Origin of the sequence: Streptomyces sp. HNM0575 (assembly GCF_012726265.1) — a bacterium.
Classification (GTDB): domain Bacteria; phylum Actinomycetota; class Actinomycetes; order Streptomycetales; family Streptomycetaceae; genus Streptomyces.
This window is the reverse complement of sequence record NZ_JAASAG010000001.1, coordinates 701855-720931: the sequence shown is the minus strand read 5'-3', so window position 1 is coordinate 720931 and position 19077 is coordinate 701855. Positions and strand designations below refer to the sequence as shown.

Annotated in this window: 18 protein-coding genes; 13 read left to right on the top strand and 5 right to left on the bottom strand. The window is 70.6% G+C overall.

From position 1 onward, the window contains the following. Positions 1-32 precede the first annotated feature (32 nt). Positions 33-785: a pirin family protein gene (locus HCC61_RS02940; protein WP_169133598.1), complete on the bottom strand. Its 753-nt coding sequence runs from the start codon at positions 783-785 to the stop codon at positions 33-35. Positions 786-979: 194 nt separating this feature from the next. Here HCC61_RS02940 and HCC61_RS02935 point away from each other — a divergent pair, with 194 nt between their 5' ends. The 5 genes from HCC61_RS02935 to fabF all read left to right on the top strand — a co-directional run bounded on the left by HCC61_RS02935 (position 980) and on the right by fabF (position 5899). Next, entirely contained in the window at positions 980-2110 is a 1131-nt protein-coding gene (locus tag HCC61_RS02935; RefSeq protein ID WP_240968441.1) for a helix-turn-helix domain-containing protein, read from the top strand. A 101-nt stretch (positions 2111-2211) separates the two neighbouring features. Next, positions 2212-3144 carry an ACP S-malonyltransferase gene (locus HCC61_RS02930; RefSeq protein WP_169133596.1) on the top strand — a complete coding sequence of 311 codons (933 nt, stop codon included), beginning with the start codon at positions 2212-2214 and terminating at the stop codon, positions 3142-3144. Between the two features lie 22 nt (positions 3145-3166). After that, positions 3167-4171, top strand: coding sequence for a ketoacyl-ACP synthase III (locus HCC61_RS02925; RefSeq protein ID WP_169133595.1), 1005 nt, complete (start codon positions 3167-3169; stop codon positions 4169-4171). Positions 4172-4278: 107 nt separating this feature from the next. Then, complete coding sequence (locus tag HCC61_RS02920) at positions 4279-4527, top strand: acyl carrier protein (RefSeq protein WP_169133594.1); 249 nt, start codon at positions 4279-4281, stop codon at positions 4525-4527. Positions 4528-4636: 109 nt separating this feature from the next. Next, complete coding sequence (gene fabF / locus HCC61_RS02915; protein WP_169133593.1) at positions 4637-5899, top strand: beta-ketoacyl-ACP synthase II; 1263 nt, start codon at positions 4637-4639, stop codon at positions 5897-5899. Between the two features lie 111 nt (positions 5900-6010). On the opposite strand, the gene HCC61_RS02910 is transcribed toward fabF, so the two are convergent. Next, on the bottom strand, positions 6011-6901 hold the full coding sequence (locus tag HCC61_RS02910) for an NAD(P)-dependent oxidoreductase (RefSeq protein WP_169133592.1): 891 nt from the start codon (positions 6899-6901) through the stop codon (positions 6011-6013). A 96-nt stretch (positions 6902-6997) separates the two neighbouring features. Continuing rightward, positions 6998-7492: a DUF3145 domain-containing protein gene (locus HCC61_RS02905; RefSeq protein WP_169133591.1), complete on the bottom strand. Its 495-nt coding sequence runs from the start codon at positions 7490-7492 to the stop codon at positions 6998-7000. 321 nt (positions 7493-7813) lie between these two features. On the opposite strand from HCC61_RS02905, the gene HCC61_RS02900 reads away from it, so the two are divergent. From HCC61_RS02900 to mmsB, 7 genes are all read left to right on the top strand, one after another. Next, positions 7814-8773: an SGNH/GDSL hydrolase family protein gene (locus HCC61_RS02900; protein WP_169133590.1), complete on the top strand. Its 960-nt coding sequence runs from the start codon at positions 7814-7816 to the stop codon at positions 8771-8773. Positions 8774-8952: 179 nt separating this feature from the next. Beyond that, complete coding sequence (locus HCC61_RS02895; protein ID WP_169133589.1) at positions 8953-10146, top strand: mandelate racemase/muconate lactonizing enzyme family protein; 1194 nt, start codon at positions 8953-8955, stop codon at positions 10144-10146. Beyond that, complete coding sequence (locus HCC61_RS02890; RefSeq protein ID WP_169133588.1) at positions 10143-11312, top strand: alcohol dehydrogenase catalytic domain-containing protein; 1170 nt, start codon at positions 10143-10145, stop codon at positions 11310-11312. Before HCC61_RS02895 ends, HCC61_RS02890 begins: the two co-directional genes overlap by 4 nt. 275 nt (positions 11313-11587) lie before the next feature. Further along, complete coding sequence (locus tag HCC61_RS02885) at positions 11588-12499, top strand: hypothetical protein (RefSeq protein ID WP_240968439.1); 912 nt, start codon at positions 11588-11590, stop codon at positions 12497-12499. 3 nt (positions 12500-12502) lie between these two features. Next, a complete protein-coding gene (chvE, locus tag HCC61_RS02880) occupies positions 12503-13669 on the top strand; it encodes a multiple monosaccharide ABC transporter substrate-binding protein (RefSeq protein ID WP_169133587.1) in 1167 nt (388 codons plus the stop codon). Positions 13670-13722: 53 nt separating this feature from the next. Further along, entirely contained in the window at positions 13723-15312 is a 1590-nt protein-coding gene (gene mmsA, locus HCC61_RS02875; protein ID WP_169133851.1) for a multiple monosaccharide ABC transporter ATP-binding protein, read from the top strand. A 9-nt stretch (positions 15313-15321) separates the two neighbouring features. After that, positions 15322-16587: a multiple monosaccharide ABC transporter permease gene (mmsB, locus tag HCC61_RS02870; protein WP_169133586.1), complete on the top strand. Its 1266-nt coding sequence runs from the start codon at positions 15322-15324 to the stop codon at positions 16585-16587. A 207-nt stretch (positions 16588-16794) separates the two neighbouring features. Here the strand turns inward: mmsB and HCC61_RS02865 are convergent, their stop codons facing one another. Next, positions 16795-17223, bottom strand: a complete 429-nt coding sequence (locus tag HCC61_RS02865; RefSeq protein WP_169133585.1) for an organic hydroperoxide resistance protein — start codon at positions 17221-17223, stop codon at positions 16795-16797. A 119-nt stretch (positions 17224-17342) separates the two neighbouring features. Then, entirely contained in the window at positions 17343-18371 is a 1029-nt protein-coding gene (locus HCC61_RS02860) for an NADP-dependent oxidoreductase (protein ID WP_169133584.1), read from the bottom strand. Between the two features lie 91 nt (positions 18372-18462). On the opposite strand from HCC61_RS02860, the gene HCC61_RS02855 reads away from it, so the two are divergent. Further along, positions 18463-19068: a MarR family transcriptional regulator gene (locus HCC61_RS02855; protein WP_169133583.1), complete on the top strand. Its 606-nt coding sequence runs from the start codon at positions 18463-18465 to the stop codon at positions 19066-19068. Positions 19069-19077: the final 9 nt, after the last annotated feature.

The following is a 19077-nucleotide window of genomic DNA, read 5'->3' as shown; positions in this document are numbered from 1 at the left end:
CGCCGTCAGCCGCCTTCCGCCGTCAACTGCCGTCAGCCGTAACCCGGCTCCGCGTGCATCTCCCACATCAGCAGCTCCACCGGACCCCCGGCGCCCCGCGCCTCCAGGTCACGGGCGTCGGTGATGCGGGCCGCGTCGCCCGCGGCCAGCCGCTCGCCCGAACCCGGCCCGCCACCGGGGCCTCCACCGGGACCGCCGCCGGCCTCCCCTTCGCCCGAACCGATCTCCGCGGCGCCCCGCACGACGTGCACGTACACCCACGCCGCATCGGGCACCGCCGTACGCTCGCCCTCCCCTAGCCGCCGCACATGCATCACCGCCTCCGTGCGCGGCACCGCGAAGGGAGTGCCGTCGGCGATGCCGTGCACCACCTCGTACTCGGGCTCGTATCCGTCGCCCGCGCCGCTGCCGCGGACCCCGGGCACCAGCCACATCTGCACGAAGCACAGCGGCCCGGAGCCCCCGTTGCGTTCGATGTGGCGCACGCCTCGTCCCGCGCCCATCCGCTGCACATCGCCCGCACGCACGCGCGAGCTGCCGCCCGTCGAGTCGATGTGCTCCAGCTCGCCCTCTACCACCCAGGTCACGATCTCGACGTCCCTGTGCGGGTGTTCGGGGAAGCCCGCACCGGGTGCGAGCCGCTCCTCGTTGCAGGCCACGAGCTGCCCGAAGCCGACGTTGTCCGGGTCGTAGAAGCCCGAGAAGGAGAAGGCGTGCCGGGTGTCGATCCCCGCCGCCTCGTCACCGCCCCGGTACCGGTCGGTCCCCCGCCAAACCTGAAGCATGGGGCCACGGTAATCCGCCGCGCGACCGTACGGCAGCGCCCCCCGGCTCCTACGGCAGCGCCCCCCGGCCCCCTGCGTACGGTCCGATGAGGCAGGCTTGGCACGTGCCCGAATCCACAGATCCTTCCGCGAACCCACCACCCGACGAGCGCCCGGAGCACGCCGAGCACCCGCACGGAGCGACCCTTCGGCGCCTGGAGCAGTCCTCCGGCAAGCTCGCCCAGGCGGCGATCACGCGCATGGACGAGCAGCTGCCGTGGTACAGGGCGATGCCGCCGGAGAACCGCTCCTGGATCGGGCTCGTCGCCCAGGCGGGGATCGCGGCGTTCACGGAGTGGTTCCGGCACCCGGAGACTCCGCAGGCCATCAGCACGGACGTGTTCGGCACCGCACCGCGCGAACTGACCCGCGCCATCACGCTCCGCCAGACCGTCGAGCTGGTGCGCACCACCATCGAGGTCGTCGAGGCGGCGATCGACGAGGTCGCGGCGCCGGGCGACGAGTCGGTGCTGCGTGAGGCGCTGCTCGTCTACGCCCGCGAGATCGCCTTCGCCACCGCCCAGGTCTACGCACAGGCCGCGGAGGCCCGCGGCGCCTGGGACGCACGGCTGGAGTCGCTCGTGGTCAACGCCGTCCTGTCGGGCGAGGCCGACGAGGGCGCCGTGTCCCGCGCCGCCGCCCTCGGCTGGAACTCGCCGGAGCACGTGTGCGTCGTCCTCGGGACCGCGCCGGACGGCGACAGCGAGCTGACCGTCGAGGCGATACGGCGGGCCGCCCGGCACGCCAAACTCCAGGTCCTCACGGGCGTGTTGGGAGCCCGTCTCGTCGTCGTCGCCGGCGGCAGCGACGATCCGCTGCGCGCCGCCAAGTCCCTGATCGGGCCCTTCGCGCCCGGCCCGGTCGTCGCCGGACCGATCGTCGGCGACCTCCTCTCGGCGACCCGCTCGGCACAGGCCGCCGCCGCCGGGCTGCGGGCCTGCGCGGCCTGGCAGGACGCGCCCCGTCCGGTGCTCGCCGACGATCTCCTGCCGGAGCGCGCGATGGCCGGCGACCCCACCGCGCGCGAGCTGTTGGTGGAGGAGATCTACAGACCGCTGGAGGAAGCGGGCTCCGCGCTGCTGGAGACTCTGAGCGTCTATCTGGAACAGGCGAGCAGCCTCGAAGGTGCGGCGCGGATGTTGTTCGTACACCCCAACACCGTGCGCTACCGGCTGCGACGTGTGACAGACGTCACCGGATGGTCGCCCTCCGATGTCCGCTCGGCCTTCACACTGCGTATCGCGCTGATTCTGGGGCGTCTCAGCGACTTCGGGAACGGGGCCTAGCCGGGATCGGGCCTCTTTGTCGGGGCTCGACAATTTGCCCTCCGGTTCTTCGTACCGCTCCGTACCGGCGCGAAAGGCCTCCCACAAGAGAGAGTGAAAGAGTGCTCGTACTCGTAGCTCCCGGCCAAGGCGCGCAGAAGCCTGGCCTATTGACCCCCTGGCTCGAACTCCCCGGCGTCGCCGACAGGCTCGCGGAGTGGTCGGCCGCCACCGGCCTGGACCTCGTGCGCTACGGCACCGAGGCCGACGCGGACGAGATCCGCGACACCGCCGTGGCACAGCCGCTGCTGGTCGCCGCGAGCCTCGTCTCGACCGGCGCCCTGCTGGACGGCCGGTCCGTGACCGAGGTGGCCGGCGCCGTCGCCGGACACAGCGTGGGCGAACTGGCCGCCGCCGCCACGGCGGGCGTGCTCTCCGAGACCGACGCGATGACGCTCGTACGGGCACGCGGCCGCGCCATGGCCGAGGCCGCGGCCGTCACCGACACCGGGATGTCCGCGGTCGTCGGCGGCGAACCCGAGGCCGTCGTCGCCCACTTGGAGAAGCTGGGCCTCGCGGCGGCCAACGTCAACGGCGGCGGCCAGATCGTCGCCGCGGGCACGGCCGAGCAGCTCACGACGCTCTCCGAGGACAAGCCGGAGAAGACGCGCGTCATCCCGCTGAAGGTCGCGGGCGCCTTCCACACCCACCACATGGCCCCGGCAGTCGACGTCCTCGCCGCCGCCGTCGAGGGCGTCACGGTCGACGACCCGGTGCTGCCCTACGTGTCCAACCTGGACGGTGCCGCCGTCGACGAGGGCAAGCAGGTCGTGCGGCGGCTGGTCGACCAGATCTCGGCGTCCGTGCGCTGGGACCTGTGCAGCGAGACGTTCCAGAAGATGGGCGTCACGGCGCTCATCGAGGTCTGCCCGGGCGGCACCCTCACCGGGCTGGCCAAGCGCGGCCTTCCCGGCGTGCGCACCCTGGCACTGAAAACCCCTGACGATCTCGACGCGGCGCGCGAGCTGATCGCCGAGCACACGCAGACCGCCTGAGCCTCAAGAGGAGCTCGAGAGCATGACCGCGAAGATCAAGCCCGCCAAGGGTTCCCCGTACTCGCGCATCCTGGGCGTGGGCGGCTACCGCCCGATCCGGGTCGTGCCGAACGAGGAGATCCTCAAGCACATCGACTCCTCGGACGAGTGGATCCGCTCCCGCTCGGGCATCGCGACGCGCCACTGGGCCGGCCCGGACGAGACGGTCGCCGAGATGACCCTGGAGGCGGCGGGCAAGGCCGTCGCGGACGCGGGCATCTCGCCGCAGCAGGTGGGCGCCGTGATCATCTCGACGGTCTCGCACTTCAAGCAGACGCCGTCGATCGCCACCGAGATCGCCGACCGCATGGGCGCGGGCAAGGCCGCCGCGTTCGACATCAACGCCGGCTGCGCGGGCTTCGGTTACGGCCTCACGCTCGCCAAGGGCATGATCGCCGAGGGCAGCGCCGAGTACGTGCTCGTCGTCGGCGCCGAGCGGCTCTCGGACCTGACCGACCTCACCGACCGCTCCACTGCGTTCCTCTTCGGGGACGGCGCCGGCGCCGTCATCGTCGGCCCCTCCGAGGAGCCCGGCATCGGCCCGAGCATCTGGGGCTCGGAGGGCGACAAGTCGGACGTCATCAGCCAGACCGTCCCCTGGGACGCCTACCGCGAGGGCGGCGTGGAGAAGTTCCCCGCGATCCGCCAGGAGGGCCAGGCGGTCTTCCGCTGGGCCGTCTACGAGATGGCGAAGGTGGCCCAGCAGGCCCTCGACGCCGCCGGGATCACCCCGGAGGAACTGGACGTCTTCATCCCGCACCAGGCCAACATGCGGATCATCGACTCGATGGTGAAGACCCTCAAACTGCCGGAGCACGTCACGGTCGCCCGCGACGTGGAGACCACCGGCAACACCTCGGCCGCCTCCATCCCGCTCGCGATGGAGCGGCTGCTGGCGACCGGACGGGCGAAGAGCGGTGACACCGCGCTCGTCATCGGCTTCGGGGCGGGCCTCGTCTACGCGGCAACGGTAGTTACCCTCCCCTAGTCAAGATCCACACAGTCCGTACAGCGTCGTACGGCAACGTGTGGCGACCTCGTAAGAGTCAACTCGCAAATACGCAGCAGCAGAACGAAGACCGAAGGAGCGCCGAGATGGCCGCCACGCAGGAAGAGATCGTCGCCGGTCTCGCAGAGATCGTGAACGAGATCGCCGGGATTCCCACCGAGGACGTCCAGCAGGAGAAGTCCTTCACCGACGACCTGGACGTCGACTCGCTGTCCATGGTCGAGGTGGTCGTCGCCGCCGAGGAGCGCTTCGGCGTCAAGATCCCGGACGACGACGTGAAGGACCTCAAGACCGTGGGCGACGCGACCGAGTACATCATCAAGCACCAGAGCTGAGACGGCGCCGACGCGTCTGTCGCCATCCGCCGCTCCCCCGGGACCCGTACCGGGGGAAGCGCGAGGTGGTCCGCACGGCTCACCCCCTACCAGTGGAGACATGAATCCAGTGAGTACGACCCAACACTCCGTGGTCGTCACCGGTATCGGCGCAACCACACCGCTGGGTGGCGACAGCGCATCGACCTGGGAGGGTCTGGTCGCCGGACGTTCCGGCGTCGCCCTCCTCAGCCACGACTGGGCCGCAGAGCTGCCGGTCCGCATCGCCGCCGAGATCGCGGTGGAGCCCACCGAGATCATTCCGCGTCCGCAGGCGCGCAAGCTGGACCGCTCGGCGCAGTTCGCGCTGATCGCGACCCGCGAGGCGTGGGCGGACGCGGGCTTCACGGCCAAGGCCGGTGAGGACGCCAGCGTCTCGCCGGATCGGCTCGGCGCGGTCGTCGCCTCCGGCATCGGCGGCGTCACCACGCTGCTCGGGCAGTACGACATCCTGCGGGAGAAGGGCGCACGCCGCGTCTCGCCGCACACGGTGCCGATGCTGATGCCGAACAGCCCCAGCGCGAACGTCGGCCTGGAGGTCAACGCGCGGGCCGGTGTGCACACGCCGGTCAGCGCCTGCGCCTCCGGTTCGGAGGCGATCGGCTACGCGGTGGAGATGATCCGTACCGGCCGTGCGGACGTCGTGGTCGCCGGCGGCACGGAGGCGGCCATACACCCCCTCCCCATCGCCGCCTTCGGCAACATGATGGCGATGTCGAAGGACAACGACGACCCTGAGGGCGCGTCACGTCCGTACGACAGCGACCGCAACGGCTTCGTCATGGGCGAGGGCGCGGGCGTCATCGTGCTGGAGTCGGCGGAGCACGCGAAGAAGCGCGGCGCGCGCGTCTACGCGGAGGCCGTCGGCCAGGGCATCTCCGCCGACAGCCACCACATCACCCAGCCCGAGCCCAGCGGCAACGGCATCGCGCTCGCGCTGGAGAACCTCGTCGCGCAGACCGGCCTCAAGCCCGCCGAGGTCATGCACATCAACGCGCACGCCACGTCGACGCCGCTCGGCGACATCGCTGAACTCAAGGCGCTGCGCAAGGTGTTCGGCGACGACACCGACCACATGGCGATCTCCGCCACGAAGTCGATGACGGGCCATCTGCTGGGCGGCGCGGGCGGCATCGAGACCGTCGCGTCGATCCTCGCGCTGCACCACCGCACGGCACCGCCGACGATCAACCTGAAGAACCTCGACCCGGAGGCGGATGCCGACATCGTCGGAGGCGAGGCGCGTGAGCTGCCCGAGGGCACGATCGCCGCGCTGAACAACTCCTTCGGCTTCGGCGGTCACAACGTGGTGCTGGCCTTCCGTACGGTCTGACGCAGCCGTACCGTCCGGCCTCGCACGCATGAGGGGCAGCTCCCCGTGAGCTGCCCCTCCTCGCGTTCCCGCGTCAGGTCTCGCGTGCGTCCACCGACGTCCGCCGAGCGGTCAGGAGCCCGCCGGGCCCCCGCTCTCGGGGAAGCTCGCGTAGTACGAGGCCGCCATGTCCTCGTCCGCGTGGCCCAGTTCGGCGGCACGCCGGAAGCGCTCTGCCCCCGCCGCCGCCACGTCCATGCGGACGCCTGCCTCCTCGCCGGCGGCGATGATGAGCCGTGCGTCCTTCTCCGCGGTGCCGACGGCGAAGCTCGGGGTGAAGTCCCGGGACCTGATCGCACCGGCCTTGATCCGCAGATAGCCCATGTCGAGGCTGCCGCCCTCGACGGCGTCGAGGAAGTCCTGGGGGTCGACGCCCAGTCCGTCGGCGAGGGCCATCGCCTCCGCCGTGCCGTGGGTGACGGCCAGGACCCAGGAGTTGCAGACCAGTTTGAGCCGGGTCGCCGCGCCCGGCTCCTCGCCGGCCCAGACCGTACGGGAGCCGATGGCCTCCAGCACGGGCGCGGCCTCCGCCCGCGCATGCTCGGGGCCCGCCGCCAGTACGAGCAGCTGCCCGGCCTCCGCGGGCGCCCGCGTGCCCAGGACGGGGGCGTCGACGAAGGTGAGCCCCAGCTCGCGGGCGAGAGGTGCGAGCTGCGCCAGCCCTTCGAGACCCGCGGTCGTGCACTGGAGCCAGACCGCGCCGGAGCGCAGACCGGGTGCGGCGGCACGTACGGTCTCGGCCGTCGCGGGCCCGTCGTGCAGCATCGTCAGCACGACGTCCGCGCCCTCCACCGCCTCGCCCGGGCTGCCGGCGACGCGGGCCCCGGCCTCTGCCAGGGGCTCCGCCTTGGCTCTGGTGCGGTTCCACACGCGCACGTCGAGTCCGGCACTGCACAGGTTGCGGGCCATCGGGGCACCCATGATCCCGGTGCCGAGGACAGCCACGGAAGTCGGCTCAGACATGGGGGCAGGCTACGGGACTCGGCCGGTGGCGGCCCGCGGAGGGCGGGGCAGAAGGAGCGGCGGTGAGGCGGCCGGAGTGGTGCCTGTCGAGGAGCTTCAGACGACCTGGTGGAGCCATCGCACGGGGGCTCCCTCGCCCGCGTAGCGGAAAGGTTCCAGCTCGTCGTCCCACGGCTTGCCGAGCAACTTCTGGATCTCCGCCTCGAGTTCGCTCTCGCCGCGCGAGGCGCGGCCGACCGCGGCCCGCAGCCGGTCCTCGGGGATGAGGATGTCCCCGTGCATCCCGGTCACGGCGTGGAAGATCCCCAGCTCGGGCGTCGAGCTGTAGCGCTCGCCCTCGGCGGCGGAGCAGGGCTCGGCGGTGACCTCGAAGCGCAGCAGGTGCCAGCCGCGCAGCGCGGACGCGAGCTTGGAGGCGGTCCCGGGGTCGCCCTGCCAGGAGAACTCCGCACGCCAGGTGCCCGGGGAGGCCGGCTGTCTGATCCAGTCGAGATTGACGCGGGCGCCGAGGACACCTGCCACTGCCCATTCGACGTGCGGGCACAGCGCGCGGGGCGCGGAGTGCACGTACAGAACTCCACGTGTCGTCACCGGGACCTCCAGTGCGGTTCGAGGGCGTCCCGCCGGACTGCCTCGACTACCTGCCGGTCACGCGCCGGGTCAGCGCCTGACTTCCTGCACCACCGGTCACTTCTTCATCAGCGCCGAGGTTACGAATAGTAAACACCATTGGCGCCAATTCTCCCCGAAAGGGACATGAGGTGACGCGGTGTAATATTTTGCTGTCGCCGAACACGCTTCCTGCCCTTCGGCACGATGCGAAACTCGCAGGAGAGCACGGGGCCAAGCTATCGCGCACCGGCGGACCGCCGGTGACATACCGTCGCACCGACAGCGGGGAACGAGGGGCAGATGCCGCAGAGACACGGGCCCGTGACCGGAGGCCTGGGCACCGGCGGCCGGATAAGGCGTCGTGGACGGGCCGTTGCGGTCACGGTGGCGACACTTCTGCTCATCGGCGGACTCGCTCTGGCCGCCGCGCTCGGCTTCGGAAGCGGGGGCATGACCGGGGAGCGCCCGCCCGACGCCTCGCGCCCCTCCTCTCCCCCGCCGCCTCCCTGGGACCGGCGTCCCGCCTCCGTCGCGGCCGTGGGCGACTCCATCACCCAGGGCTTCGACGCCTGTTCACTGCTCGCGGACTGTGCACGGGTCTCCTGGGTCACCGGCACGGACTCGGCCGTACGGAGCATCGCCGAGCGGCTCGTCGACGACCACCCGTCGCGGCACAGCTGGAACTTCGCCGTCAGCGGATCCGTGATGGCCGACCTGCCCCGGCAGATGGAGCGCGCGGCGCGAAAGCGGCCCGAGTTGGTGACCGTGCTGGCGGGGGCGAACGACGCGTGCCGGCCCACCGCCGGGCAGATGACGTCGGTGGCGGACTTCCGCGCCGGCTTCCGCACGGCGCTGCGCACCCTGCATGAGGCGCGGCCCAAGACGCAGGTGTACGTCGCGAGCGTGCCCAACCTCAAGCGGCTGTGGGCCCAGGGCCGGAACGAGAAGTGGGCGAAGCGGGTCTGGGGGCTGGGGATCTGCCAGTCGATGCTGCGCGATCCGCAGTCGGACGCGCCCGCGGACCGGGAGCGGCGGCAGCAGGTCCATGAGCGCGTGCTGGCGTACAACTCGGCGCTGGAGGAGGAGTGCGGGAGGTACCTGCGGTGCCGCTACGACGGGGGCGCGGTCTTCCGCTACCGCTTCACGAAGACCGAACTGAGCCGCTGGGACTGGTTCCACCCGAGCAGGACGGGACAGCGGAAGCTGGCCGAGCTCGCCTACCGCGGGATCACGGCGCGGTACTGGAAGCGTCCCGGGTAGACGCCGCTCGGGCATGCGTCGGCGGGCGCGCCGAGCCGGTGGTACGGGAGCGGACGTACGGGACGAAGAAGCCGGGCACCACCCATTGACTCCGCTCGCGGGGCATCAATACATTTCGCGTCAGCATTTCGAACATGCGTCGAAATCTCGAACAGCGAACTTTGTGAAGGGCCCTTGGCGTGCGCATCACCGGAATCACTACCCATGTCGTCGGCACACCCTGGCGCAATCTCACATTCGTTCAGGTCCACACCGACGAGGGCCTCACCGGGGTCGGCGAGACGCGGATGCTCGGGCACACCGACGCCCTGCTCGGATATCTGCGAGAGGCGGAGGCCAATCACATCGCGGGCTCCGACCCGTTCGCGGTCGAGGACCTGGTACGGCGCATGAAGTACGGGGACTTCGGGCGGGCCGGGGAGATCGTGATGTCCGGCATCGCCTGCGTCGAGACGGCCTGTTGGGACATCAAGGGCAAGGCGCTGGGCGTACCGGTGTGGCAGCTGCTGGGCGGGAAGGTGACCGACCGGGTCAAGGCGTACGCGAACGGCTGGTACACCACGGAACGCACCCCGGAGGCGTACCACAGCGCGGCGAAGGCGGTGGTCGCGAGCGGCTACCGGGCCCTGAAGATCGACCCGTTCGGGAACGGCCGCCTGGAGCTTGACAACGATGCCACCCGGTACGCCGTGTCGCTCATCGAGGCCGTACGGGACGCGATCGGGCCGGACGCGGAGCTGATGCTGGAGATGCACGGCCGGTTCAGTCCGTCGACAGCGGTGCGGCTGGCCCGGGAGATGGCGCCGTACTCCCCGGCGTGGCTGGAGGAGCCCGTGCCGCCGGAGAACCTCAAGGCGCTCGCGAAGGTCGCGGGGAAGGTCGAGCTGCCGGTGGCGACGGGTGAACGCATCCACGACCGCATCGAGTTCAGGGAGATCTTCGAGTCGCAGTCCGCCGACATCATCCAGCCCGACGTCGGTCACATCGGCGGCATCCTGGAGACGCGCAAGCTGGCCGCCACGGCGGAGACGCACTACACGCTGGTCGCGCCGCACAACGTGGGCGGGCCCGTACTGACCTCGGCCTCGCTCCAACTCGCGGGCTGCACGCCGAACTTCAAGATTCTGGAGCACTTCAACGACTTCGCGGACGCGGAGATCAAGAAGGTCGTGAGGGGGGCGCCGCAGGTCGTCGACGGTTGCTTCGAGCTGCCGGACGCGCCCGGTCTGGGCGTGGAGCTGGACACCGACGCGGCGGCCGAACTCCCGCAGCAGCAGGCCCGGTTCGATCTGTGGGCCGAGGGCTGGGAGAAGCGCGACCCGGGGGCCGGGCGAGCCGCCGGGCAGGCGGGCGGTCGGGGTGAGCCGTCATGACGGACGGAGCGGGCGGCCCGGCGGCGGCCCGGCCCGCACAGCCCCGGCAGCCCGGACAGCAAGAGCAGGAGCGGGAGCAGGAGCAGGGGCAGCCCGTACGGTCCGCGCGGTCCGTGCCGTCGGCCGGGTCCGCCCGTTCCGTCGTGGTCGAAAGGCCCGGCGAGCACCGGCTGGTCACCGGGCCGCAGCCGCAGCCGGGCCGCGGCGAGGTACGGGTCGCCGTGCACGCGGCCGGTGTCTGCGCCAGCGACCGTGAGGTCTACGACGGCACCCGTGCCCCCGGTTACGTCAGTTACCCGGTGACGCCGGGCCACGAGTGGGCGGGCACCGTCGACGCCGTGGGCGAGGGCGCCGACCCCGGACTGCTCGGACGCCTCACCGTGGCCGAGGGGTTCCGTGCCTGTCTGAGGTGCGACCGCTGCCGGGAGGGCGAGACGAGCCTGTGCACCGGCGGCTACGACGAAACGGGCTTCACGCGGCCCGGCGCCTTCGCCGACTGGCTCGTACTGCCCGCGCAGCTGCTGCATCTCCTCCCCGACGGCGCCGACTTGCGGGCCGCCGCGCTGCTGGAACCCGCGGCGGTCGTGGCGGCGGCGGTGCTCGCGGCCGGACCCCGCGCGGGCGAGCGGGTCGCCGTGCTCGGGGCGGGGACGCTGGGGATGCTCGCGGTGCAGCTGCTCGCCGCGCACTCTCCGGCGGAGCTGCTGGCCGTCGATCCACGGGCGCAGCGCGCGGAGCAGGCCACGGCGATGGGCGCGACGCACGCCCGTACTCCCGAGGCCGCAGACAGCTCGGGCGGCCGGGACGGCGCAGGCGGCTACGACCTGGTGCTGGAGACCGCGGGGGCGCCGGGCACAGCGCACGACGCGTGCATGCTGGCGAGGCGCGGCGGCCGGGTCGTGCTCACCGGGATGTTCGAGGCGGGCGCGCAGGGCATCGACCCCGTGCACCTGTCGGTGAGCCAGCTGACGGTCCGCTCGGTCTTCGGGGCGCCGCCCGCGGCCTGGTCGTACGCCGTACGGGCCTTCGGTGCGGGACTGCTCGACCCCGCGCCGCTGATCACCCACGAGCTGCCGCTTGAAGGCTTCGGCGAGGCCGTCGCTCTCGTCGGCAGCGGCGATCCGTCCGTCGGAAAGGTGCTGCTGAGGCCGTCGTTGAGTCCGTGAGTCCCCGATCTCCGAGTCCGTGAGCCGCCGAGCCGCCGAGTGCCGGAGGGTCCGTGAACCACCGGTGTCTCCGTGCCTCCGGCGCTCGAACGCCGAAGTCCCCTGGAACCTGCGGCTCTTGAGCCCTCCGGTTCCCGAGCCCCCGGCCCCTGCCCCGTCCACGGCCTTCCCGCCTCCCGCCCCTACCGATCAGGAGCACCGTGCGCATCCGATCCACCGACCCGCCCAGCGGACCGTACCGACTGCCCGGCGCCGAGGCTCTGGCGTCCCTCGGCATGGGCGCCCCGGCCCCCGATCCGGCCGACGCCTCACCGCACACCTTTCCCGACGGCGGCACCTGGCGCACCGAAGTCCCCTCCTGTGAGGGGCCCGAGGCGGTCGCCACCGTGCTGAAGGAGGCGGCCTCCCTCGAAGTGCCCGTGCACCGCGTCAGTCAGGGCAGCGGCGTATGGATGCTGACCGACGCGCAGATCACGGAGATGGCCGGCGAGTGCGACCGGCACGACGTGGAGCTGTGCCTGTTCACCGGCCCGCGAGGCACGTGGGACACCGGCGCCTCCACCCGTACGGCCTCCGGCGGCGGGGGTCTGCGCGCACGCGGCCACGACGCGGTCGCCGGCTGCGTCGAGGACGCGCTGCGCGCGGCCGAACTGGGCGTGCGCTGCCTGCTGGTGGCCGACGAGGGCGTGCTGTGGACTCTGCACCGGCTGCGCGCGAGCGGTGAACTGCCCGCGGACACCACGCTGAAGGTCTCCGCGCTCATCGGCCCGGTCAACCCGGCGGCGTACGGCGTGCACGAGCGTCTGGGCGCCGACTCGCTCAACATCCCGTCCGATCTGACGCTCGCCCAGATCACCGAGATACGCCGCGTCAGCGCCGCCCCGATGGACTTCTATCTGGAGGCGCCCGACGACCTCGGCGGCTATGTACGGATGTACGAGGCCGCCGAACTGATCAGGCGAGGCGCCCCGATCTACCTCAAGTTCGGGCTCAGCAAGGCCCCCGGCATCTACCCGTACGGCGCTCACCTGCGCGACCTGACCCTCGACACCGCCCGCGAACGGGTGCGCCGGGGCAGGCTCGCGCTCGATCTGCTCGCACGGCTCGGCGCCGACGGCGGAATGTCTCCACCGGGCTCACGACTGCCCGGCACGCTCCAGCGTTTCCCCCTCCCCGAGAGGAACTGACACATGGGAATCCCCGCACGTTTCCCCATCCGTATCCCCACCCGTACGACCGCCGGTTCACGACGAGGGCGGCGCACCGCACCCGTGGCAGCCGTCGCCGCCGCCGCGCTGCTGACCGCCTCGCTCGCCGCCTGCGGCCAGGAGGCGAAGGGCGGCAGCCGCTACAAGGCCGAGAAGGGCAAGGGCGGCACCATCGGACTGGCCATGCCGACCAAGTCCTCGGAACGGTGGATAGCCGACGGCAAGAACATGGCACGGCAGTTCAAGGCCGCCGGCTACAAGGCGGACCTCCAGTTCGGCGACGACAAGGTCGAGAACCAGGTCGCCCAGATCGAGAACATGATCGCCAAGGGGCACCGGCTGCTCGTCGTCGCCGCCATCGACGGCTCCGCCCTCACCGACGTGCTGCGCCGGGCCAAGGACGCCGACATCCCCGTCATCTCCTACGACCGGCTTCTGCTGGGCACCAAGAACGTCGACTACTACGCCTCGTTCGACAACGAGCGCGTCGGCGAGCTCCAGGGCGGCTACATCGTCGACAAGCTGAAGCTCGACGAGAAGAAGGACGAGAAGTTCAACATCGAGCTGTTCGCGGGCTCGCCGGACGACAACAACACCAAGTTCTTCTGGGACGGCGCGATGAAAGTGCTCCGCCCGTACATCAAGAAGGGGCAGCTCGACGTCCGCAGCAAGCAGACGAAGATGAACCAGGCGACGACGCTGCGCTGGGACGGCGGCACGGCGCAGAAGCGCATGGACGACCTGCTGAGCAAGAACTACGGCTCCGACGACGTCGACGCCGTCCTCTCCCCGTACGACGGCATCTCCATCGGCATCCTCTCCGCCCTGAAGAGCGCCGGATACGGCACGGGCGACAAGCCGTTCCCCGTGGTGACGGGCCAGGACGCCGAGTTGGCGTCGGTGAAGTCGATCATCCGCGGGCAGCAGACACAGACCGTCTACAAGGACACCCGCAAACTCGCCAAGCAGGCGGTGCAGATGGGCGACGCCGTGCTGACCGGCAAGAAGCCCGAGGTCAACGACACCAAGACATACGACAACGGCAAGAAGATCGTCCCCTCGTATCTGCTGAAGCCGGTGAGCATCGACAAGTCCAACACCCAGCGGCTCGTCGACGACGGCTACTACACGGCTGGACAGCTCAAGTGACGGCCCCGGCAGAGCAGTCGGCGCCGGCCGACACGGGCGGCAACGTGCTGGAGATGCGCGGGATCACCAAGACCTTCCCCGGGGTCACGGCACTGTCGGACGTCAATCTCACGGTGCGCGCCGGTGAGATCCACGCGGTCTGCGGCGAGAACGGCGCGGGCAAGTCGACGCTGGTGAAGGTCCTCAGCGGCGTGCATCCGCACGGGAGTTACGACGGCGAGATCCTCTTCGACGGCGAGCCCTGCGCCTTCAAGGACATACGGGCGAGCGAGCAGCGCGGCATCGTCATCATCCACCAGGAACTCGCCCTGGTGCCCTTTCTCTCCCTCGCCGAGAACATCTTCCTCGGCAACGAGCACGCCACCCGCGGCGTCATCAGCTGGGGAGAGACCCTGCGGCGTGCCGACGCGCTGCTGAAGCGGGTCGGTCTGCCGGACAAGCCGCAGACGCGCATCGCCGACATCGGTGTCGGCAAGCAGCAGCTGGTGGAGATCGCGAAGGCGCTGTCCAAGGAGGTGCGGCTGCTGATCCTCGACGAGCCGACCGCCGCGCTCAACGACGAAGACAGCCGCAAGCTGCTGGAGCTGATACGGGAGCTGCGCGGCCAGGGCATCGCCTGCATCGTCATCTCGCACAAGCTGAACGAGATCCGCCACATCGCGGACTCCGTGACGATCCTGCGCGACGGCCGCACGATCGAGACGCTCACGGTGCGCGAACACCCGGACGACGAGCCGGAGATATCCGAGGACCGCATCATCCGCGGGATGGTGGGCCGCGACCTTGACCAGCGCTTCCCGCCGCGCACCCCGTACGAGGGGGAGGACGCGGGCCGGGTCGCCATGGCGGTGTCCGGCTGGACCGTACGCCATCCCATCGACCATCAGCGCAAGGTCGTCGACGACGTCTCGCTGGAGGTGCGGCGCGGGGAGATCCTGGGCATCGCCGGGCTGATGGGCGCGGGGCGCACCGAGCTGGCGATGAACGTCTTCGGGCGTTCCTACGGTGTCTACGAGAGCGGCACCGTGTCCGTGTCGGGGCGTGAAGTCTCCGTCCGTACCGTGCCGGAGGCGATCTCGCACGGCATCGCATATGTCACCGAGGACCGCAAGACCTACGGGCTCAACCTCATCGACGACATCAACCGGAACATCTCCCTCGCCTCCCTCGGCGGTCTCGCCCGGCGCGGCGTCGTCGACGAGCACGAGGAGCGGCGGGTCGCCGAGCGCTTCCGCAAGTCGATGAACATCAAGGCGCCCACGGTCCACGAGCAGGTGCAGCGGCTCAGCGGCGGCAATCAGCAGAAGGTCGTGCTGAGCAAGTGGATACACGCCGAGCCCGAGGTGCTCATCCTCGACGAGCCGACGCGCGGCATCGACGTCGGCGCGAAGTACGAGATCTACTCCGTCATCGACAAGCTCGCCGCGGACGGCAAGGCCGTCGTCTTCATCTCCTCCGAACTGCCCGAACTGCTGGGCATGTGCGACCGCATCTACACCATGTCGGCGGGACGGCTCACCGGCGAGGTCACGCGTGAGGAAGCGACGCAGGAGCTGCTGATGCGGCACATGACCGAATCCCTGGACACCGGCACGACGACCGGCACCACCAACCCCGCCGACGGCGCGAGCGACAAGAGCTGAGGGCCGACCATGACATCGACAGACACCTCCACTCAGTCCGGCGGGACTTCGCAGCCTCCTGCCGGCTCCGGTCCGGAGCCGGGCCCGGACTCCGGCGGCGCGTCCGCGGGGGCGCTCCTGCTGGACGCCGTCCGCAACAACATGCGCCAGTACGGCATGCTCGTCGCACTCGCGCTCATCGTCGTGCTGTTCCAGATCTGGACCGACGGCTCGCTGCTGCTGCCGAACAACGTCTCCAACATCGTCCAGCAGAACAGCTACATCCTGATCCTGGCCATGGGCATGATGATCGTCATCATCGCGGGCCATATCGACCTGTCCGTCGGTTCGCTGGCCGCCTTCGTGGGCGCGGCCGCCGCGGTGATGATGGTCAAGCACGACATGCCATGGGTGCTCGCTCTGGTGCTCTCGCTGCTGATCGGTGCCGCCGCCGGCGCCTGGCAGGGCTTCTGGATCGCCTACGTCGGCATCCCCTCCTTCATCGTGACGCTCGCGGGGATGCTGCTCTTCCGCGGCGGTACGCAGATCCTGCTGGAGGGCCAGTCCATCGCGCCCTTCCCGAGGGGCTTCCAGGAGATCGCGCAGGGCTTCATCCCGGAGATGGGTCCCTACACGCAGTACCACAACCCCACGCTCGTCATCGGGCTCGTCGTCATCGCCTTCGTACTCGTGCAGGAGTGGCGGGACAGGCGCCGGCAGGCCGCGTACGAACTGGAGGTGCTGCCGTTCAACCTCTGGGTGCTGAAGTGCACCGCGATCGTGGCCGCCGTGGTGGCCTTCACGCTGACGCTGGCCAGCTACCACGGTGTGCCGGTGGTGCTGCTGATCATGTGTGTGCTCCTGATCGGGCTGGGCTTCGTGATGCGCAACGCCGTGGTCGGACGCCATGTGTACGCGCTCGGCGGCAACAAGGCCGCGGCAAAGCTCTCGGGCGTCAAGGACAAGCGGGTCACCTTCATGGTGTTCGTGAACATGGGGCTGCTCGCGGCTCTCGCCGGCTGTGTGTACGCGGCGCGCCTCAACGCGGGCACCCCGCAGGCGGGCATCAACTTCGAACTGGAGGCCATCGCCGCCGCGTTCATCGGCGGCGCCTCGATGAGCGGCGGCGTGGGCACCGTGCTCGGCGCGGTGATCGGCGGTCTGGTGCTGGGCGTTCTCAACAACGGCATGTCGCTGGTCGGCATCGGCACCGACTACCAGCAGGTCATCAAGGGGCTGGTGCTGCTGGCGGCCGTCGGCTTCGACGTGTGGAACAAGCGCAGGGTCGGTTCGTAGCGCGGGATCGGCTCGTAGCGAAGGGTCGGTTCGTGGCGCCGGGTCGCGGCGCGGAAGCCCCAAGGCGCGGCGCGGAAGCGCCGGTTGGGAGCGCCGAGGGCGCCCGCGCCCCGGCTCGCCGGCACTGGAGAACGACGAGGGCCGCACGGCATCGCCGCGCGGCCCTCGCGTCTGCACTCCCCGCACGCGTGCGGGGCGGCGCCGGACTCAGGCGGTGCCGAGGCTGACCTCGATGTTGCCGCGGGTGGCGTTGGAGTACGGGCAGACCTGGTGGGCCTTTTCCAGCAGGTCCTTGGCGGTGGCCTCGTCGACGTTGGGTATGTGCGCCTCCAGCGCGACCGTCAGGCCGAAGCCGCCCTCGGGGGTGCTGCCTATGCCGACCCGGGCCGTCACCGTCGACCCCGAGATGTCGGCCTTCTCCTTGCGGGCCACGACTCCGAGCGCGCTCTGGAAGCAGGCGCTGTACCCGGCGGCGAACAGCTGCTCCGGGTTGGTGCCTTCGCCGCTGCCGCCGAGCTCCTTCGGCGGGTTGACCACGACGTCGATGTGGCCGTCGTCGCTTGCGACGCGGCCGTCGCGGCCGTTCTCAGCAGTGGCCACGGCGGTGTACTTGACGTCGACGGGCTGGACGGACATGGATGGATCCTCCTGTAGGGATGGCGTCTGCCGGGTCCCGCACCCCTGTGGGCGGGGCTTGAACTGGGCCCGGTGTGACTCCTGTTGTACGTGGGTCGTCCGGTCGCGTGCGACCGGTGTCAGTCGGCGAGACCGACGATCATCTTGCCGGTGTTCTCCCCCTTGAGCAGCCCGAGGAAGGCGTCCGCGGCCTGCTCGATGCCCTCGACGAGCGTCTCGCGGTACTTCAGCTCGCCCGAGCGGACCCAGCCGGAGACCTCTTCGAAGAACTGCGGCATCAGGTCCTGGTGGTCCATCACGAGCATGCCCTGAAGACGCAGCCGCTTGCCGATGACCATGGCGAGATTCCGCGGCGCCGCGGGCGGCTCCGTGGAGTTGTACTGCGAGATCATGCCGCAGATCGTGGCGCGGCCGTGCACGTTGAGCCTGTTGATGGCCGCCTCCAGATGATCCCCGCCGACATTGTCGAAGTAGACGTCGATGCCGGAGGGCGCGGCCTCCTTCAACTGCTCGGTCACAGAGCCCGACTTGTAGTTGAAGGCGGCGTCGAACCCGTACTCCTCGGTGAGCAGACGGACCTTCTCGTCCGAGCCCGCGCTGCCGATCACCCGCGAGGCGCCCTTGAGCTTCGCGATCTGCCCGACCTGGCTGCCGACGGCGCCGGCGGCGCCGGAGACGAAGACGGCGTCGTCCTTCTGCATCGACGCCACCTCCAGCAGGCCGGCGTACGCCGTGAGGCCCGGCATGCCGAGCACGCCCAAGTAGCTGGTGAGCGGGGCGAGTTCGGGAGAGATCTTGGTGGCGTACTTCGCACGGAGCCTGGCGAACTCCCGCCAGCCCAGGTCGTGGAGCACATGGTCGCCGGGGGCGAACCCCTCGGCCTGCGAGGCGACGACTATGCCGACGGCGCCGCCGGTCATGGGCTCGTCCAGCTTGAAGGGCGGGACATACGACTTCACATCGTTCATCCGGCCGCGCATGTACGGGTCGACGGACAGATACAGGTTCCGCACCAGGACCTCGCCCTCGCCGGGCGCCTCGACGGGGGCTTCACGCAGCGCGAAGTCGCCTGGGACGGGCCAGCCTTCGGGCCGGGAGACGAGGTGCCATTCGCGGCCTGTCGAAGGGAGGGATTCGGGCGAGCTCATGTGGGGGCCTCTCGACGGATATGTTTCATGTACTGAAAGAACTCTGCACCTTGATATTTCATGTTGTCAAGCAAAGAGCTAGACTGCCCCCATGGCCCCCCACACCACCGCCGGTGCCCGCGCAGACGCCCCCGCGAGCACCCGCAGACCCGCCCCGGACCCCGACCCCGTCACGCGCGAGGTCGTCGAGCTGATCGGCACGGTCGTCGCCCGGTATCACGAGGAGTACGAGCTGGCGGCGGCCGATCATTCGCTGACCGGCGCCCAGGCCCGCGTGCTCGCCCTGCTGGCGCACGAGCCGACGCCGATGCGCCAGGTCGCGCGGACGCTGAAGTGCGAGCCGTCGAACGTGACGGGGATAGTGGACCGCCTGGAGTCGCGCGGTCTCGCGGTCCGCCGCCCCGATCCCGCGGACCGGCGCGTGAAGCTCGCCGCGGCCACGGACGACGGCATGGATCTGGCCCGGCGGCTTCGCGCCGCCCTCGACTTCGCCCGCGAGCCGCTGGCCGGTCTCACGCCTCTCGAACGGACGCTGCTGCGCGACCTGTTGCAGCGCATGCTCGGCGAAGAGGACACGGACGAGGAGGGCGCGAAGACCGCAGCCGAGAAGGACGAAGGAGCGAAGGACTCCGGCACAAAGGGAGACGGGGGCGCAAAGGGAGAAGGCACGAAGGGAGAGGGCGCGAAGCGGGGCTGACGCCGGAGG

Excerpts from the sequence above, each read along its gene's own strand:
- HCC61_RS02940 (WP_169133598.1), bottom strand. The coding sequence starts at position 785 with ATGCTTCAGGTTTGGCGGGGGACCGACCGGTACCGGGGCGGTGACGAG.
- HCC61_RS02925 (WP_169133595.1), top strand. The coding sequence starts at position 3,167 with ATGACCGCGAAGATCAAGCCCGCCAAGGGTTCCCCGTACTCGCGCATC.
- HCC61_RS02860 (WP_169133584.1), bottom strand. The coding sequence starts at position 18,371 with ATGAGCTCGCCCGAATCCCTCCCTTCGACAGGCCGCGAATGGCACCTC.
- mmsB (WP_169133586.1), top strand. The coding sequence starts at position 15,322 with ATGACATCGACAGACACCTCCACTCAGTCCGGCGGGACTTCGCAGCCT.
- HCC61_RS02865 (WP_169133585.1), bottom strand. The coding sequence starts at position 17,223 with ATGTCCGTCCAGCCCGTCGACGTCAAGTACACCGCCGTGGCCACTGCT.
- HCC61_RS02910 (WP_169133592.1), bottom strand. The coding sequence starts at position 6,901 with ATGTCTGAGCCGACTTCCGTGGCTGTCCTCGGCACCGGGATCATGGGT.
- HCC61_RS02900 (WP_169133590.1), top strand. The coding sequence starts at position 7,814 with ATGCCGCAGAGACACGGGCCCGTGACCGGAGGCCTGGGCACCGGCGGC.
- HCC61_RS02890 (WP_169133588.1), top strand. The coding sequence starts at position 10,143 with ATGACGGACGGAGCGGGCGGCCCGGCGGCGGCCCGGCCCGCACAGCCC.
- HCC61_RS02885 (WP_240968439.1), top strand. The coding sequence starts at position 11,588 with ATGGGCGCCCCGGCCCCCGATCCGGCCGACGCCTCACCGCACACCTTT.
- HCC61_RS02855 (WP_169133583.1), top strand. The coding sequence starts at position 18,463 with ATGGCCCCCCACACCACCGCCGGTGCCCGCGCAGACGCCCCCGCGAGC.
- mmsA (WP_169133851.1), top strand. The coding sequence starts at position 13,723 with ATGCGCGGGATCACCAAGACCTTCCCCGGGGTCACGGCACTGTCGGAC.
- chvE (WP_169133587.1), top strand. The coding sequence starts at position 12,503 with ATGGGAATCCCCGCACGTTTCCCCATCCGTATCCCCACCCGTACGACC.
- HCC61_RS02920 (WP_169133594.1), top strand. The coding sequence starts at position 4,279 with ATGGCCGCCACGCAGGAAGAGATCGTCGCCGGTCTCGCAGAGATCGTG.